The sequence below is a fragment of the Pseudomonas sp. GW456-E7 genome (genome assembly GCF_059424105.1).
This window is the reverse complement of record NZ_JBWKZB010000001.1, coordinates 219,728-236,758: the sequence shown is the minus strand read 5'-3', so window position 1 is coordinate 236,758 and position 17,031 is coordinate 219,728. Positions and strand designations below refer to the sequence as shown.

Annotated in this window: 11 protein-coding genes; all 11 read right to left on the bottom strand. The window is 61.2% G+C overall.

The window, feature by feature from the left end:
* Nucleotides 1-109: 109 nt before the first annotated feature.
* The 11 genes from AC07YV_RS01000 to rnr all read right to left on the bottom strand — a co-directional run bounded on the left by AC07YV_RS01000 (nt 110) and on the right by rnr (nt 16,997).
* On the bottom strand, nt 110-1,000 hold the full coding sequence (locus AC07YV_RS01000) for a transglutaminase family protein (RefSeq protein ID WP_102698667.1): 891 nt from the start codon (nt 998-1,000) through the stop codon (nt 110-112).
* Nucleotides 1,000-3,486 carry a circularly permuted type 2 ATP-grasp protein gene (locus AC07YV_RS00995; RefSeq protein WP_102698666.1) on the bottom strand — a complete coding sequence of 829 codons (2,487 nt, stop codon included), beginning with the start codon at nt 3,484-3,486 and terminating at the stop codon, nt 1,000-1,002. Before AC07YV_RS00995 ends, AC07YV_RS01000 begins: the two co-directional genes overlap by 1 nt.
* Nucleotides 3,487-3,574: 88 nt before the next feature.
* Entirely contained in the window at nt 3,575-6,847 is a 3,273-nt protein-coding gene (locus tag AC07YV_RS00990) for a transglutaminase family protein (protein WP_102698665.1), read from the bottom strand.
* Between the two features lie 363 nt (nt 6,848-7,210).
* On the bottom strand, nt 7,211-9,514 hold the full coding sequence (locus AC07YV_RS00985; protein WP_102698664.1) for a YgiQ family radical SAM protein: 2,304 nt from the start codon (nt 9,512-9,514) through the stop codon (nt 7,211-7,213).
* A 189-nt stretch (nt 9,515-9,703) separates the two neighbouring features.
* On the bottom strand, nt 9,704-11,101 hold the full coding sequence (gene dnaB / locus AC07YV_RS00980; RefSeq protein ID WP_007982038.1) for a replicative DNA helicase: 1,398 nt from the start codon (nt 11,099-11,101) through the stop codon (nt 9,704-9,706).
* A gap of 121 nt (nt 11,102-11,222) precedes the next feature.
* The gene (gene rplI / locus AC07YV_RS00975; protein ID WP_007973276.1) at nt 11,223-11,669 is read right to left on the bottom strand and encodes a 50S ribosomal protein L9; all 447 of its coding nucleotides are present in this window, start codon (nt 11,667-11,669) and stop codon (nt 11,223-11,225) included.
* A gap of 19 nt (nt 11,670-11,688) precedes the next feature.
* Nucleotides 11,689-12,582 carry a YybS family protein gene (locus AC07YV_RS00970; RefSeq protein WP_102698663.1) on the bottom strand — a complete coding sequence of 298 codons (894 nt, stop codon included), beginning with the start codon at nt 12,580-12,582 and terminating at the stop codon, nt 11,689-11,691.
* Nucleotides 12,583-12,618: 36 nt separating this feature from the next.
* Nucleotides 12,619-12,849, bottom strand: coding sequence for a 30S ribosomal protein S18 (gene rpsR, locus AC07YV_RS00965; protein WP_002551829.1), 231 nt, complete (start codon nt 12,847-12,849; stop codon nt 12,619-12,621).
* Between the two features lie 28 nt (nt 12,850-12,877).
* Nucleotides 12,878-13,300, bottom strand: coding sequence for a 30S ribosomal protein S6 (gene rpsF / locus AC07YV_RS00960; RefSeq protein WP_008048087.1), 423 nt, complete (start codon nt 13,298-13,300; stop codon nt 12,878-12,880).
* Between the two features lie 305 nt (nt 13,301-13,605).
* Complete coding sequence (gene rlmB / locus AC07YV_RS00955; RefSeq protein ID WP_007973273.1) at nt 13,606-14,373, bottom strand: 23S rRNA (guanosine(2251)-2'-O)-methyltransferase RlmB; 768 nt, start codon at nt 14,371-14,373, stop codon at nt 13,606-13,608.
* The gene (gene rnr, locus AC07YV_RS00950; RefSeq protein WP_102673156.1) at nt 14,370-16,997 is read right to left on the bottom strand and encodes a ribonuclease R; all 2,628 of its coding nucleotides are present in this window, start codon (nt 16,995-16,997) and stop codon (nt 14,370-14,372) included. Before rnr ends, rlmB begins: the two co-directional genes overlap by 4 nt.
* Nucleotides 16,998-17,031 lie beyond the last annotated feature (34 nt).

Sequence of the window (17,031 nt, the reverse complement as noted above, 5' to 3'; positions counted from 1 at the left end):
GTAATTCCCTGTGGGAGCGAGCTTGCTCGCGATGAAGGCTGCACATCTAATATCAAACTGACTGACACACCGCTATCGCGAGCAAGCTCGCTCCCACAGTTGATTTTCGTTATTCCAGTGGCATCACGGTTACCCGAACTTCCGGGTCGTGGTTCCCTCCTCCCAGAATTACCCCCCGCAACGGCGACACATCGGAAAAATCCCGGCCCCAGGCCAGGGTGATGTGCTCCAGCGCCGGCTGCACATTGTTGGTCGGATCGAAATCCACCCACCCCGACACCGGGCAAAACACCGATACCCAGGCGTGGGACGCATCGGCACCGATCAGCCGTGGCTGGCCCGGTGGTGGCTGGGTCAGCAGGTAGCCGCTGATATAGCGCGCGGCCAATCCACGGGAACGCACGCAAGCGAGCATCAGGTGAGCAAAGTCCTGACAGACCCCGCGTCGGCGCTCCAGCACTTCCACCAGTGGCGTCGCCACTTGGGTAGCTTCAGCATCGAAGGTGAATTCGCTGAAGATTTTCTCCATCAGCGCCTGCACGCCGAGCAACAACGGTCGACCGGGTGGAAAACAGCTTTGCGAGAATTCGACGAAGTTTTTCTTCAAATGCACATACGGCGATTCGAACCGGTATCGACAGGCTTCGAGCAACTCTGGCGACAACGGTTGGCTGCTGTAGGTCAGCGCGCTTCGTGTGTCTTCCCACGCCGCAGACCCACTGAAGTCCGGCACAGGTCGGGGCAACACTTCGATGGTGAGACTGGCGTTGACCAGCAACTCATCGTGGGGACGCTCGAATGCCAGCCGGGTCAGCGGATTGCCGAATACATCCAGCTCATCGCGACGCGAGGTCGGCTGTGGGCTGATTTGCAATTGCCGGTCGGTGCAGCGCTGCCAGGCACAAGGCCGTGGCCACAAATGCGCCAGTTGCTGGGCCAGGGACACCGGGCTGTCGTAGTGATAATGGGTGTCGTGGAAAATCTGGTAGCGGGCGCTCATCACACGGACACCGTGCGCTGGCTGACATCGTCGACATGGGCGAAATGCCGCAGCGCCAGGCGATCGGAAACTTGCCCGCTGGCGTCGGCGATCTCTTGCAACAGTGCGGCCAACCCTTCGATGGCGGCGCGAACACTGGCGTCGCCGAACAGCGGGTTTTCCAGGCAGCCAAGATCGAATCGCGCCAAACGCTCGACCAATTGCGGCAGTACTGTTTCACGCGGTACGCCAAAGTCGTCATTGAGACGCTTGAGGGTGCGCGTCACCAGTTTCAGCTGGAACAACACGGCGTGAGGGTTCTGCTCGTCGAGCAACAACAGGTCGAGCACCGGGATCAGCTGCGCGACCGCCAGATAGCGCGACCGGTAGGTGATGCTGCTGTTACCCAGTTCCAGCAACCATTCCAGCCCGGCCTGATCGAAGACCCCGGCGCCCCGCAGGAACGCCGCCAGGCTTCCGCTGAGAAATTGCAGGCGCTCTATCCGCCGGCCAATCATCAGGAAACGCCAGCCTTCGTCCCGGGTCATGTCGTCCAGGGCAAAACCGGACAGCGCCGCCAGGGACATCACCAGACGGTTGAGGAAATCCAGCAACTCGCCGAAATCCGGTTCTTCGGTTTCCAGCTCCATGGCTTCGCGCTGCAACTCCACCAGCGCCTGCCAGTTTTCCCGCGAGAGCTTGCCGCGCACCTGCGAAGCGGCCCACTGCAAGCGTTGTAGATTGGAGCGCAGGCTGAACGGCCAGTCGTCACCGAGCAATGCCGCCAACAGGCGTTCGGGTAATTCGCCCTCATCGGGCAGCAGCATCAGCCGTTCGCCGAGATCGACTGCGGCCTGCAAGGCTTGCGGGTCGTCGCCGTCGACATAGCGTGCGAGCATGATGCGCAGCAAACGGGCACTGTCGTCGCAACGTTCGCAGTAACGACCAAACCAGAACAGGTTTTCCACCACCCGCGATGGCAGATATGGATCGCGCCGCACCAGGTCATGCACGCCGATGTTGCGCTGGGCCTTCCATTGCTCGCCACTGGGCGCTCGATCGCCCAACACCCAGGTGTCCTTGCTGGCGCCGCCGCTTTGCATCGACACCACTTCGGCATCGGCTTGTGCGGCGACCCGGGTCAAGCCACCGGGCAACACCCGATATCCCTCGCGGCTGGCCACCGCATACACGCGCATGCCGATGGCCCGGGGTTGCAGTTGACCGTCTTCGGCTTGCCAGATCGGCGCCTGGGACAATTGCGCAAGTTCTTGCGCCACATAAGCGTATGGCCGTGCCTGCATGCGCTCGGCGAGCTCCTGGCGCTGTTTTTCACTCAAGTCGCGGCCGAATACCGGTGCAAAGCTCTGGGACGGAAACGCCGGTTTGATCAGCAGCTCCGGTAGTTTTTCCAGGGCCTGGGCCAATACCGGCGCTTCACCGCACCACCAGGTGGCGATGGACGGCAGGATCAGCTCTTCGCCGAACAGGAACTGATTGATCTTCGGCAGGAAACCCAACAAGCCCGGCGATTCCAGCACTCCACTGCCTAGGGCGTTGGCCACCAGCACCCGCCCCTGCCGCACCGCTTCCAGCAGGCCCGGGACTCCGAGGGCCGAATCGGTGCGCAGTTCCAGGGGGTCGCAGAAGTCATCGTCGAGCCGACGCATGATCGCGTGCACCCGGCGCAGTCCACTCAGGGTCTTCAGGTAGACCGTGGCATCGCGCACCGTCAGGTCGCCGCCCTCCACCAGCGGATAACCCAGCTGACGCGCCAGGTACAGATGTTCGAAATAGCTTTCGTTGAAACGCCCTGGTGTCAGCACCACCACCAAGGGTGCGTCCTCGTCACTCGGGGCCTGACGCGCCAACGTTTCCTGCAAGGTGCGGAAGAATCCCGCCAGGTGTTGCACCTTCAAATCACGGTACAACTCGGGAAAGGCCCGGGACACGATCGTGCGGTTTTCCAGCGCATACCCGGCACCCGAAGGCGCCTGGGTACGGTCCGCCGTGACCCACCAGCGGCCATCGGGTGTACGCGCCAGGTCCACGGCATACAGGTGCAGAAAGGCTCCGTCAGGGGGGCTGATGCCCTGACAGGGCCAAAGGAAATTGTTGTGACCGAACACCAGCTCGGCAGGCAGCAGACCTTCGGCAATCAGCCGTTGCGGACCGTAAAGGTCAGCCAGCACGGCATTGAGCAAGCGCGCCCGCTGCGCGATGCCGGCCGACAACTGTTGCCACTCATCGGCAGCGATCACATGGGGTAGCAGATCCAGCTCCCATGGCCGGTCAGCGCCCTTGGGGTCGGCATAGACGTTATAGGTAACGCCGTTTTCCTGGATTTGCCGGGTCAGCAGGGCCTGGCGCTGCACCAATTGCGCCGGCGTGCTGCGTTGCAACTGCTCGAACAGCCGGCGCCAGTGCGGGCGCACGGCGCCACTGTCGTCGAGCAGTTCGTGATAGGTGCCCGCCGTCAGCGGGTAGCGGTCTAGCAGGTCAGGCATGGAAAGCTCGGTAGACAGCAATGTTCGGTCAGACTAGCGCAGGCTCGTGACGCCCGGATAGACGAAAAATCCCAGCGTCGCGGACGGTTTAGAAACGTCGCAAATCGAGCGTCATCGGTAGCTCATCGTTAATGTCCAGAGGGGGTACAGGCAGTTTCCCTGGCGTGTGTCCGATGCGGAAGAAGCGCGCCATCCGGCGGCTCTCGGCCTCGTTGGCATTGACCGGCAAGCTGTCGTAATTGCGCCCGCCCGGATGGGCGACGTGGTACTGGCAGCCGCCCAGCGAGCGCTGCATCCAGGTATCCAGCAAGTCGAACACCAGCGGCGCGTGGACCGGGATGGTCGGCTGCAGGCAGTTGGCCGGTTGCCAGGCACGAAAACGCACGCCCGCGACGAATTCGCCGACCCGCCCCGTGGGTTGCAATGGAACAGGAATGCCGTTGCAGGTCAGCAGGTAACGCTGGGGTGGCAAGCCGCTGAGCTTGACCTGCAAACGCTCCAGCGACGAATCCACATAACGCACCGTGCCGCCCATGGCGCCCTCTTCGCCCAGCACGTGCCAGGGCTCGAGCGCCTGGCGCAGTTCCAGGGCAATACCACTGACGGCGTAATCGCCCACCTTGGGAAAACGAAACTCCAGATGCGCGGCGAACCATTCGGCACGCACCGGATAACCGGCGGCGTTGAGGTCGACGATGACATCGGCAAAATCCTGCTCGATAAAGTGCGGCAACAGGAAGCGATCGTGCAGCTCCGTGCCCCAGCGCGCCAGTTTTGGCGGTGCATAGGGCTCGCGCCAGAAACGCGCCACCAGTGCCCGCAGCAGCAATTGTTGCGCCAGGCTCATGCGGGCATGGGGCGGCATCTCGAACGCACGCAGCTCCAGCAATCCGAGGCGGCCGGTGGCACCGTCCGGCGAATAGAGCTTGTCGATGCAGAACTCGGCGCGATGGGTGTTGCCGGTGACATCGATCAGCAGGTTGCGCAGCAGTCGATCCACCAGCCATGGCGGAGATTCCTCACCCGCTTCAGGCATCTGCGCGAAGGCGATTTCCAGTTCGTACAAGGCATCGTTGCGCGCTTCGTCGACGCGGGGCGCCTGGGACGTCGGGCCGATGAACAATCCGGAAAACAGGTAGGACAAGGACGGGTGGTTGTGCCAGTAGCTGATCAGGCTGCGCAGCAGATCCGGGCGACGCAGAAACGGCGAGTCCCCCGGGGTCGCACCGCCCAGCACGAAATGGTTACCGCCACCCGTACCGGTGTGCCGGCCGTCGATCATGAATTTCTCGGTGGTCAGGCGGGTCTGGCGCGCTTCTTCGTAGAGGAACTCGGTGCGCTCGACCAATTCATCCCAGGTCGCGGACGGCTGCACGTTGACCTCGATCACCCCTGGGTCCGGGGTGATGCGGAAGTTGCTCAGGCGTGGATCGCTCGGCGGCTCATAGCCCTCCAGCAATACCGGGCACATCAGTTCTTCAGCGGTGGCTTCGATGGCAGCGACCAGCTCAAGGTAGTCCTCGACCCGCTCCAGCGGCGGCATGAACAGGTACAACCGGCCTTCCCGCGCCTCGGCACAGAAGGCCGTGCGGGTCAGCCAGTCGGCGGACTCATCGATTTTTGGCGCACGCTCTTCTGTAACTGCTGCGCCTTGGCTCTGAAGCTGACCGGTGTCAGGCAGCGGTGGGAACGCCTGATTCGGGTCTTGGGCATGAATGAATGGATACTCCGCCGCTTTCACCCAGGGTTGCGACCCCAGCGGCAAGCGATAGCCCAGCGGCGAGTCCCCCGGCACCAGACGGCAGTGCTCTTCGCGCAGATACCAGCGGCCGCTCTGCCACTGATCGCCCTTGGCGGTGCGCGCCAGCGGAAGGACCTGGCCATTTACCTTATCCAACCCCTGGCTGAACACTTTGCGCAGACGCGCCCGCTCCAACGGTTCCTCCAGACGCGAATCTTCGGCGCTGACGTTTTGCGGCAGCATTCCTTCGCGCCAGAGGTAATAGAAATTGTCTTCGTAGGCTGGAAAAACGAAGCGTGTCGGAATTTTCAGGCGTTCGGCGACGCTCGCCAGAAAACGTCCGGCCAGCGCGCCATCGGCGCCGTAGTCTTGTTGCTCGTCAGCGATCAGCGCGCTGTTGTGCCAGATCGGCACGCCGTCGCGGCGCCAGTAACAATTGAGCGACCAGCGCGGCAGTTGCTCGCCGGGATACCACTTGCCCTGCCCGAAATGCACCAGTCCATTGGGCGCGTAATGTTTACGCATGCGCTGGAACAGTTCGGCGGACAACCGCCGTTTATCCGGCCCCAGTGCCGCGGTATTCCACTCGGCGCCGTCCGGGTCATCGATGGACACAAAGGTCGGCTCGCCGCCCATGGTCAGGCGCACGTCGCCCTCCAGCAAGTCGGCATCGATCTGTCGACCCAGGGCTTGAATCGCCAGCCACTGGTCGTCGGTGTAGGGCTTGGTGACCCGCGGCGCTTCCCAAATCCGCTCCACGGACATTTCGTGGCTGAATTCGCACGCGCAGGGTTCCACCAGGCCACTGATCGGCGCCGCAGAAGACGGATCGGGACTACAGGCCAACGGAATATGTCCTTCACCGGCAAACAGCCCGGAGGTAGCGTCCAGGCCGATCCAGCCGGCACCGGGCAAGTACACCTCGCACCAGGCGTGCAGGTCGGTGAAATCCACTTCGGTGCCCGACGGGCCGTCGAGACTTTTCACGTCGGCGGTGAGCTGGATCAGGTAACCCGACACGAAGCGCGCCGCCAGTCCGAGGTTGCGCAGCAGTTGCACCAACAACCATGCCGAGTCGCGGCAGGAACCGGAGGCGTGTTCGAGGGTGTGTTCCGGCGTCTGCACGCCGGGTTCCATGCGAATCAGGTAGTCGATGTCTTCGCTCAGGCGCTGGTTGAGGGCGACGAGAAAGTCCACGGCGGGCAATGGTGTGCGGTCGATGCCGTCCAGATAGGCCTTGAATTTCGGCGTCAGGGGCAGGGTTTCCAGGTACGGCGCCAGTTCCTTGCGCTCATCTGCGGCATAGGTGAAGGGGATCTTTTCCGCGTAGGGTTCGAGGAAGAAGTCGAACGGATTGAAGATCGCCATTTCTGCCAGCAGATCGACTTCAATGCGCAATTCATCGGTTTTCTCCGGGAACACCAGTCGCGCCAGGTAATTGCCCTGAGGGTCCTGCTGCCAGTTGATGAAGTGCTGTTCGGGCGAGACTTTCAGCGCATAAGACAGAATCCGCGTGCGGCTGTGGGCGGCGGGACGCAGGCGAACAATCTGCGGGCCGAGCTCGACAGCGCGGTCATAGCGGTAATGCGTGACATGGTGCAATGCGACATGAATCGACACGGCGTGCCTCCTGCGAGCCTTGAGCGTATTGGAAAGCGCGCAAGACTTATGCCATCCAGCAGCGCTGGCGCTTTCTTCGATTACTGGAGGCAGTACAGCACCAAAATCGGGCGATGCAGAAAAATGATTGAAGGCGATTGCACGTATATGTGGCAGCCAGCTACGAAATCGTCGCCTGAGTCGGCCCCTTCGCGAGCAAGCCCGCTCCCACAGTGTCCGAGTCGAATACAAATTTTGCGAACGCCTCTAAACCTGTGGGAGCGGGCTTGCTCGCGAAGGGGCCAGCAGCCCTCGCATACCTTTCAAGCCCGGAATGCAAAACGCCAACCCGAAGGTTGGCGTTCTGTTCAGCGCAGGCGAGGCTTAGCGCGGTACGACGGGCTTGCGAGCCGGCTTCGGCCCCTTGCCCTTGGCCGCGTCCTTGCGTTCCTTGGCCGCCTGCTGGTTGCGGGCGAACGCCGCCGCCTTGGCCTGTTCGCGCTTGTCCCACGGGTTGCCGCCATCGCTGGCACGCGGTGGCAGGCCAGTGTGCTGGGTGAGGATCTTGGTGGTCTTTTCCTTGGCCACTTTATGGCTGCCGGCTGGCGTCGAATTCTTGCGACGGGCGCTCTGGTAGCTGTCGGTCGACGGCTGGTGCAAAGGAATCAACTGGTTCTTGCCCGGCCCGATCAGGTCGGCGCGACCCATGCGGGTCAGTGCTTCACGCAGCATCGGCCAGCCTTTCGGGTCGTGATAACGCAAGAACGCCTTGTGCAGACGACGCTGCTCCTCGCTCTTGACGATGGTCACCGCGTCACTCTTGTAGGTGACCTTGCGCAGCGGGTTCTTGCCCGAGTGGTACATCGCGGTGGCGGTGGCCATCGGCGACGGGTAGAACGCCTGCACCTGGTCGGCGCGGAAACCGTTGCCCTTGAGCCACAGAGCCAGGTTCATCATGTCTTCATCGGTGGTGCCCGGGTGGGCGGCGATGAAGTACGGAATCAGGTACTGCTCCTTGCCCGCTTCCTTGGAGTACTTCTCGAACATGCGCTTGAACTTGTCATAGCTGCCGATGCCCGGTTTCATCATCTGGTTGAGCGGACCTTCCTCGGTGTGTTCCGGGGCGATCTTCAGGTAACCACCGACATGGTGGGTCACCAGCTCTTTAACGTATTCCGGCGACTCGACCGCGAGGTCATAACGCAGGCCGGAAGCGATCAGGATCTTCTTCACACCCGGCAATTCACGGGCACTGCGGTACAGCTGGATCAGCGCCGAGTGGTCGGTGTTCAGGTTCGGGCAGATGCCCGGGAACACGCAGGATGGCTTGCGGCACGCGGATTCGATTTCCGGGCTCTTGCAGGCGATGCGGTACATGTTCGCGGTCGGGCCACCGAGGTCGGAGATTACGCCGGTAAAACCGGGAACCTTGTCGCGAATTTCTTCGATTTCGCGAATGATCGACTCGTGGGAACGGTTCTGGATGATCCGCCCTTCGTGCTCGGTGATCGAGCAGAAGGTGCAGCCGCCGAAGCAGCCACGCATGATGTTCACCGAGAAACGGATCATGTCGTAGGCCGGGATCTTCTCCTTGCCGTACGCCGGGTGCGGAATGCGCGCATAAGGCATGCCGAACACGTAGTCCATTTCTTCGGTGGTCATCGGAATCGGTGGCGGGTTGAACCAGACGTCGACTTCGCCGTGCTTCTGGACCAAGGCGCGGGCGTTGCCCGGGTTGGTTTCCAGGTGCAGCACGCGGTTGGCGTGGGCGTAGAGCACCGCGTCATTGCGGACCTTTTCCACCGACGGCAGACGGATCACGGTCTTGTCGCGGGTCATGCGCGGGCTGGCGAGGATCTGCACGACCTTGGCTTCTTGCGGATCCTCAACCGGACCTTTTTCCTGCTCGATGGCGCAGGCCTGGGTGTCCTGGGTGTTGACGTACGGGTTGATGATCTTGTCGATCTTGCCCGGACGGTCGATGCGCGTGGAGTCGACTTCGTACCAGCCTTGCGGCGTATCACGACGGATGAACGCGGTCCCGCGCACGTCGGTGATGTCTTCGATCTTGTGACCGTAGGACAGACGCTGGGCGACCTCGACGATCGCGCGCTCGGCGTTGCCGTAGAGCAGGATGTCGGCGCTGGCGTCGATCAGGATCGAGTTGCGCACGCGGTCCTGCCAGTAGTCGTAATGCGCGATGCGGCGCAGCGACGCTTCGATGCCGCCGAGCACGATCGGCACGTGCTTGTAGGCTTCCTTGCAGCGCTGGCTGTAGACCAGGCTGGCGCGGTCCGGACGCTTGCCGGCCAGGCCACCCGGCGTGTAGGCATCGTCGGAACGGATTTTCTTGTCCGCGGTGTAGCGGTTGATCATCGAGTCCATGTTGCCGGCCGCGACACCGAAGAACAGGTTCGGCTCGCCGAGCTTCATGAAGTCGTCTTTGGACTGCCAGTTCGGCTGGGCAATGATCCCGACGCGGAAGCCCTGGGACTCCAGCAGCCGGCCGATGATCGCCATACCGAACGACGGGTGATCGACGTAGGCATCACCGGTGACGATGATGATGTCGCAGGAATCCCAGCCGAGCTGATCCATCTCCTCCCTGCTCATGGGCAGGAACGGCGCTGGCCCGAAACATTCGGCCCAGTACTTGGGATAGTCAAATAACGGCTTGGCTGCTTGCATGTCGATAACCGGTGTTGGCTTTCATTGAATTTCGCGGGCGCGGAATATAGCACAAATTTTGACCAATTCCGACGGCTGTGGTCGGAAATTGGTGGAACCTCATTCGCGAGCAGGCTCGCTCCCACAGGTTGAATGAAGTTCCTGTGGGAGCGAGCCTGCTCGCGAAGAGGCCCGCACAGTCGCTACAACTTACTCATCATCATCGAAGTTATAGCTACCCGGCGCGAGATTCTCGAATCGGGTGTACTTACCGATAAAGGCCAGGCGGATAAAGCCGATCGGCCCGTTCCGCTGCTTGCCGATGATGATTTCGGCGATGCCCTTGTGCTCGGTTTCCGGGTGATACACCTCGTCGCGATACACGAACATGATCACGTCGGCGTCCTGCTCGATCGCTCCGGATTCCCGCAAGTCGGAGTTCACCGGGCGCTTGTTCGGCCGCTGTTCCAGGGAACGGTTGAGCTGCGAGAGCGCCACCACCGGGCAGTTGAATTCCTTGGCCAGGGCTTTCAGGGATCGGGAGATCTCGGAAATCTCGTTGGTCCGGTTGTCACCGCTGGAACCCGGAATCTGCATCAGCTGCAGGTAGTCGATCATGATCAGGCCGACATCGCCGTGTTCGCGCACCAGACGGCGGGTCCGGGCGCGCATTTCCGACGGGCTGATGCCCGCGGTATCGTCGATGAACAGCTTGCGATCGTTGAGCAGGTTGACCGCCGAGGTCAGGCGCGGCCAGTCGTCGTCTTCCAACTGACCTGAACGCACCTTGGTCTGGTCGATGCGGCCGAGGGAAGACAGCATACGCATGATCAGCGATTCGCCTGGCATCTCGAGGGAGTACACCAGGACGGCCTTCTCGCTACGCAGCACGGCGTTTTCCACCAGGTTCATCGCAAAGGTGGTTTTACCCATGGACGGACGACCTGCAACGATGATCAGGTCGGCCGGTTGCAGGCCGCTGGTTTTCTCGTCGAGGTCGGTATAGCCGGTGGACAGGCCGGTGATGGCGTTGTCGGTGTTGAACAAGGTGTCGATACGGTCGATGGCCTTGGTCAGCAGGTCGTTGACGCCCACCGGGCCACCGGTTTTTGGCCGGGCTTCGGCAATCTGGAAGATCTGGCGCTCGGCTTCATCGAGAATTTCGGCGGCGGTACGGCCTTCCGGATTGAAAGCGCTATCGGCGATTTCGGTGCTGATGCCGATCAACTGGCGCAGCGTCGCCCGCTCGCGAACGATCTGGGCATAGGCCTTGATGTTGGCGACGGACGGGGTGTTTTTCGCCAGCTCGCCGAGATAGCCGAGGCCGCCGACTTGCGAGGTCTGGCCTTCCTTGTCCAGTTGCTCGGACAGGGTCACGACGTCGATCGGCATGTTCTGATCGGCCAGTTTGGCGATCGCGCGGAAGATCAGGCGGTGGTCATGTCGATAGAAATCACCGTCGGAGACTTGATCGAGCACGCGCTCCCAGGCGTTGTTGTCCAGCATCAGACCACCGAGCACGGCCTGTTCGGCCTCGATGGAATGCGGCGGCACTTTCAGCGCGGCAGTTTGCAGATCGTATTGCTCGGGAGCGGAGATTTCGTTCATGGCCACTTGGAATCAGAATTTAAAAACTGGGATGCCAGAAAGACAAAGGGCACGACCTGTAAACAGGATCGTGCCCGATGTTACCGGCAAGCACCCGAGGGTGCCAGCCGACAAGTGCTGCTTAAGCTGCTACCACGACAACGCGTACGGTGGCTTCAACTTCGGCGTGCAGGTGCACGGCTACGTCGAATTCGCCTACGTTGCGGATGGTGCCGTTCGGCAGACGAACTTCGCTCTTCTGCACTTCAACGCCGGAGGCGGTCAGTGCGTCAGCGATGTCGTGAGTACCGATCGAACCGAACAGCTTGCCTTCGTCGCCAGCGGTGGCAGTGATGGTCACTTCCAGCTCGGCCAGTTGGGCAGCGCGGCTTTCAGCCGATGCTTTGCGATCTGCTGCAGCTTTTTCCAGCTCAGCGCGACGCTCTTCGAACGCAGCCAGGTTGGCTGGGGTCGCAGCGGTAGCTTTGCCGTAAGGCAGCAGGTAGTTACGACCGTAACCAGCCTTAACGTTCACTTTGTCACCCAGGTTGCCCAGGTTGGTGACTTTTTCCAGAAGGATCAGTTGCATGTGAAAATCCTCTTAACTTTTAACCTTCACCGTTCGCGTTATCGGCATCTTTCGGTGCCGAACGACCGCGAAAATCAATCAGGCTGTCGACGATGGCCAGGACCACCAGCAACGGATAGATCAGTTGCATGAACAGCAACAGCGTCACGTACAACCCCACCAGCCAGAACCTGGCCAGTCGCTTCTGCGCCACCAGCCCGTGAATCAGGGCCAGCCCGGCGAACACCAGCGGTACGCTGCACAACGGCGTCAACATGGCCAACTGCGGACCGATGTTCGGCCCCAGAAGCATGCACGCCAGCAGCAACATCGCCGGCAACAGCGGGAGGCGGATGGCGCGAAACTCGCGACCAAAACCGCCCGGGTTGTACAACAACGCCTGCCAGTAGCGCCCGACAAGCAGGCTCAGCAAGCTGACGATTTGCAACAACGCCGCAATCAGGCCGGTCAGGACCGGTGCAATCAGGGACGCGAAACGCGCTTGTTCGTCTACCGACAACTTCTGGTAGACATCGCCGAGTAGCGACGGCATGACTTTGATCAAAGCCTGCGCCAGCATCTCGATCTGGGGAGCAAAAGCTGTCCCCAACACCACTGAAAACACCACTCCCATCGCTATGCTGACCAGCAGCACGCGGTTCCAGGACTCGCTTGCGCGCAAAACCAACGCAAGGCTCGCAGCCCCCAGCAGCACCAGAAGTGCCCGTGGGTCGTCGGAGTAAAGCCACCAGGCCAATGCCGGCAGCAGTCCCAGAGCAAGAACGCCCAGGGCGTCCCTCAATCCGCGCCGCAGGAGCACAAGGCATCCGGCGGCAGCACCCAACCAATACAACAGCGGCAATGCCGCGCATCCAGCCACTACCAGAGTGGCCTGCATACGGCCGCGCATGATGAACTCAGCTATGGCCCGCATGCATTCAATCCTTTGCTACGTGTCGACTGCCCGGTCTCAGCGGCCGTGGCTGTCGGTGTAGGCCAGCAGGGCCAGGAAGCGGGCGCGCTTGATAGCGGTGGCCAGCTGACGCTGATAACGAGCTTTGGTACCGGTGATGCGGCTTGGAACAATTTTGCCGGTCTCGGATACGTAGGCTTTCAGAGTGTTGAGATCTTTGTAATCGATCTCTTTCACGTCTTCAGCGGTGAAGCGGCAGAATTTACGACGACGGAAGAAACGTGCCATTTGATAGGCTCCTTAAAAGGTCCGTGGATTACTCGTCAGCGTTATCGCTGTTGTCGCTGTCATCACTGTCAGCGCTTTCAGCGCCTTCGTGCTCAGGACGGTCGCGACGCTCACGGCGCTCACTGCGGTTTTCTTCAGCCTTGAGCATCTCGGACTGGCCGGTAACGGCTTCGTCGCGACGGATGACCAGGTTACGGATCACTGCATCGTTGTAGCGGAAGTTGTCTTCCAGCTCGGCCAGGGCCTTGCCAGTGCACTCAACGTTCAGCATCACGTAGTGAGCCTTGTGAACATTGTTGATTGCGTAGGCCAGTTGACGACGGCCCCAATCTTCCAGACGGTGGATTTTGCCGCCGTCTTCTTCGATCAGCTTGGTGTAACGCTCAACCATGCCGCCGACTTGCTCGCTTTGATCCGGGTGGACCAAAAAGATGATTTCGTAATGACGCATGAATGCTCCTTACGGGTTGTAGCCTGCCGCTCAAAAGCGGTCAGACAAGGAGTGAATGACACTTATGGACTTGCGGACGCTAGACACGTTGGTGCCTGCCATCACAGCAAGGGGCGCAATTGTAGAGAAGGGATGAGGGAGGCGCAAGGCAATTGGCGATTATTTGAACAGCCACACATTCATGCCACACCACAAAACACTGTGGGAGCGAGCTTGCTCGCGATGGGGGCCTACCATTCAACATTGATGCTGAATGTTACTCCGTCATCGCGAGCAAGCTCGCTCCCACAGGGACTGCAACCGGATCAGGATTTCTTGGCGGCAGCCTTGGCTTTGACGCTGCGCTGGCGCTGCGCTTCGAACAGGCAGACGCCAGTCGCCACGGAAACGTTGAGACTGCTGACGCTACCGGCCATCGGCAGGTTCACCAGATAGTCGCAATGCTCACGGGTCAGGCGACGCATGCCCTTGCCTTCGGCGCCCATGATCAGGATGGTCGGACCGGTGAGATCCTGGTCATACAGACTGACCTCAGCTTCGCCAGCCGTACCGACAACCCACAAGCCACGCTGCTGGAGCTTTTCCAGGGTGCGCGCCAGGTTGGTCACGGCAACCAGCGGAATCACTTCCGCCGCGCCGCAGGCGATTTTCCGTACGACCGGGGTCAGGGTCGCCGACTTGTCCTTCGGCACGATCACGGCCAGCGCGCCCGCCGCATCGGCGGAGCGCAGGCAGGCGCCGAGGTTGTGCGGATCGGTCACGCCGTCGAGCACCAGCAACAACGGCGCGCCGTCGGTGCGATCGAGCAGTTCGTCGAGCATTGCCTCGCCCCAGACCTGGCTCGGACTCACGTCCGCGACCACGCCCTGGTGCACACCCTCAACCCAGGCGTCCATTTCGCGGCGCTCGGCCTGGCCGACCTGGACACGGTTTTCGTTGGCCAGCTCAATCAGCGTCTGGACCCGAGGATCATTGCGGCCTTCGGCCAGCCAGATCTGCTTGACGCGTTTCGGGTGGTGACGCAACAACGCTTCTACAGCATGGACGCCGTAGATCTTTTCCAACTGACTCATGGCTTGGCCTTAGGTTTACGCGCCCCGCCACTCTTGGCTGGAGCCGAGCCCGCTTTTGGCGGGCCTTTACGATGTTTGCTCGGTTTGGCTGGCTTGCCGCCGACGGCCTTGTCAGGCGCCGACCGACTGGTCTTTCCCCCAGACGCCGCTTTACCGCCGCTTTTCGCACCGGCCAGCAACGCCTGTTTCATTTCACGACTTTTGCGCACTTCGGCGTTTTTCGCCGCGGCATCGCTCGGGCGATAGGCTTCCACAGCCTTTTCCTTGGCAGGACGGCGACCGGTTTTCGCCGGGGCCGGCTCTGCTTCGACTTTCGCTGCAGGCGCTGCACTTTCGGTACCGCGTTTTTTGCGGCCGATCGGCGCGCTGATGGTTTTTTCGGCCATCTCGAAGTCGATCTTGCGCTCGTCGAGGTCGACGCGCATGACCCGCACTTCCACGGTATCGCCCAGGCGGAAACTGCGACCGGTGCGCTCACCGGCCAGACGGTGGTGCACAGGATCGAAGTGGTAGTAATCGCCCGGCAGCGCGGTGACATGCACCAGGCCTTCGACATAGATATCGGTCAGCTCGACGAACAGACCAAAACCGGTCACGGCGGTGATCACACCCGGGAACGATTCGCCCACGCGATCTTTCATGAACTCGCACTTGAGCCAGTTCACGACATCGCGGGTCGCTTCGTCGGCACGGCGCTCGCTCATCGAGCACTGCTCGCCGAGTTGCTCCAGGGCCGCTTCGTCGTACGGATAGATGCGCGCCTTCGGAATGGTCATCGCACCGGCACGGCGAACGTGCGGGGTGTTCTGCTTCGAATGGATCACGCTGCGGATTGCGCGATGCGTGAGCAAATCCGGGTAGCGGCGGATCGGCGAGGTGAAGTGGGTATAGGCTTCGTAATTCAGGCCGAAGTGGCCCTGGTTATCGGCGCTGTACACCGCCTGGCTCAACGAACGCAGCATGACAGTCTGGATCAGGTGGAAATCCGGACGATCCTTGATACCGGCCAGCAATGCCTGGTAATCCTTCGGCGACGGACCGTCCTTGCCTTTGTGCAGGGACAGGCCGAGCTCGCCGAGAAAGGCGCGCAGCTTTTCCAGACGCTCCGGCGGCGGACCATCGTGAACACGGTACAACGCAGGAATTTCGTGCTTTTTCAGGAATTCGGCGGTGGCCACGTTGGCCGCCAGCATGCATTCCTCGATCAGCTTGTGTGCGTCGTTGCGTACGGTCGGACGGATTTCGGCGATCTTGCGCTCGGAACCGAAAATGATCCGGGTTTCCTGGGTCTCGAAATCGATCGCGCCACGAACGTGACGGGCCGCCAGCAATACCTTGTACAGCGAGTACAGCTGCTTGAGGTGCGGCACGACGTCGGTGTATTCGCCGCGCAGCTTGCGCGCCTCGGTGGCTTTCGGCGTTTCCAGCATGGCGCTGACTTTGTTGTAGGTCAGGCGCGCATGGGAGTGGATCACCGCTTCGTAGAAGCAGTAGTCGGTCATTTCACCGGATTTGGAGATGGTCATCTCGCAAACCATGGCCAGACGGTCGACTTGCGGGTTCAGCGAGCACAAACCGTTGGACAGTTGCTCAGGCAGCATCGGGATCACGCGCTCGGGGAAGTACACCGAGTTGCCGCGAACCTGTGCTTCGGCATCCAGCGCCGAACCGAGCTTCACGTAGCTGGATACGTCGGCAATCGCCACGTACAGCTTCCAGCCACCCGAAAACAGACGCAGCTTGCCCGGACGGGCTTCGCAATAGACCGCATCGTCGAAGTCGCGGGCATCTTCGCCGTCAATGGTGACGAACGGCAGATGACGCAGGTCGATGCGCTTCTCTTTGTCCTTCTCTTCGACTTCCGGCTTGAGCTTGCCGGCTTCCTTGAGCACGGCGTCAGGCCAGACGTGAGGAATGTCATAGGTACGCAGGGCGACGTCGATTTCCATGCCCGGCGCCATGTAGTTGCCCACAACTTCAACCACGTCGCCTTGCGGCTGGAAGCGTGGCGTCGGCCAGTGAGTGATCTTCACTTCGACGAACTGACCGATCTGCGCGTTGGCATTACGGCCCGGCGTCACCAGCACTTCCTGCTGGATCTTCGGGTTATCCGCGACGACGAAACCGATACCGCCTTCTTCGAAGTAGCGACCGACGATGGTCTCGTGAGCACGGGACACCACTTCGACGATCATGCCTTCACGGCGACCACGACGATCCAGACCGGAAACACGCGCCAGGGCACGGTCACCGTCGAACACCAGGCGCATCTGCGCCGGGCTCATGAACAGGTCGTCACTGCCGTCGTCCGGCACCAGGAAGCCGAAGCCGTCACGGTGACCGCTGATGCGGCCCAGGATCAGGTCAAGCTTGTCCACCGGCGCATAGGTGCCGCGACGGGTATAGATGAGTTGAGCATCGCGCTCCATGGCGCGCAGGCGGCGGCGCAGGGCTTCGATCTGGTCTTCTGTGGTCAGACCAAACTCTTCGACCAGTTGCTCGCGGTTAGCAGGCGAACCCCGATCAGCAAGGTGCTGAAGGATCAGTTCGCGGCTAGGAATAGGGTTTTCATATTTTTCCGCTTCACGAGCGGCCTCGGGATCGAGGGACTGCCAATCGGCCATTAGAGAGTTTTCACCTTGTCTATATGCGGGTTAG

Excerpts from the sequence above, each read along its gene's own strand:
- AC07YV_RS01000 (WP_102698667.1), bottom strand. The coding sequence starts at position 1,000 with ATGAGCGCCCGCTACCAGATTTTCCACGACACCCATTATCACTACGAC.
- AC07YV_RS00995 (WP_102698666.1), bottom strand. The coding sequence starts at position 3,486 with ATGCCTGACCTGCTAGACCGCTACCCGCTGACGGCGGGCACCTATCAC.
- AC07YV_RS00985 (WP_102698664.1), bottom strand. The coding sequence starts at position 9,514 with ATGCAAGCAGCCAAGCCGTTATTTGACTATCCCAAGTACTGGGCCGAA.
- dnaB (WP_007982038.1), bottom strand. The coding sequence starts at position 11,101 with ATGAACGAAATCTCCGCTCCCGAGCAATACGATCTGCAAACTGCCGCG.
- rplI (WP_007973276.1), bottom strand. The coding sequence starts at position 11,669 with ATGCAACTGATCCTTCTGGAAAAAGTCACCAACCTGGGCAACCTGGGT.
- AC07YV_RS00970 (WP_102698663.1), bottom strand. The coding sequence starts at position 12,582 with ATGCGGGCCATAGCTGAGTTCATCATGCGCGGCCGTATGCAGGCCACT.
- rpsR (WP_002551829.1), bottom strand. The coding sequence starts at position 12,849 with ATGGCACGTTTCTTCCGTCGTCGTAAATTCTGCCGCTTCACCGCTGAA.
- rpsF (WP_008048087.1), bottom strand. The coding sequence starts at position 13,300 with ATGCGTCATTACGAAATCATCTTTTTGGTCCACCCGGATCAAAGCGAG.
- rlmB (WP_007973273.1), bottom strand. The coding sequence starts at position 14,373 with ATGAGTCAGTTGGAAAAGATCTACGGCGTCCATGCTGTAGAAGCGTTG.
- rnr (WP_102673156.1), bottom strand. The coding sequence starts at position 16,997 with ATGGCCGATTGGCAGTCCCTCGATCCCGAGGCCGCTCGTGAAGCGGAA.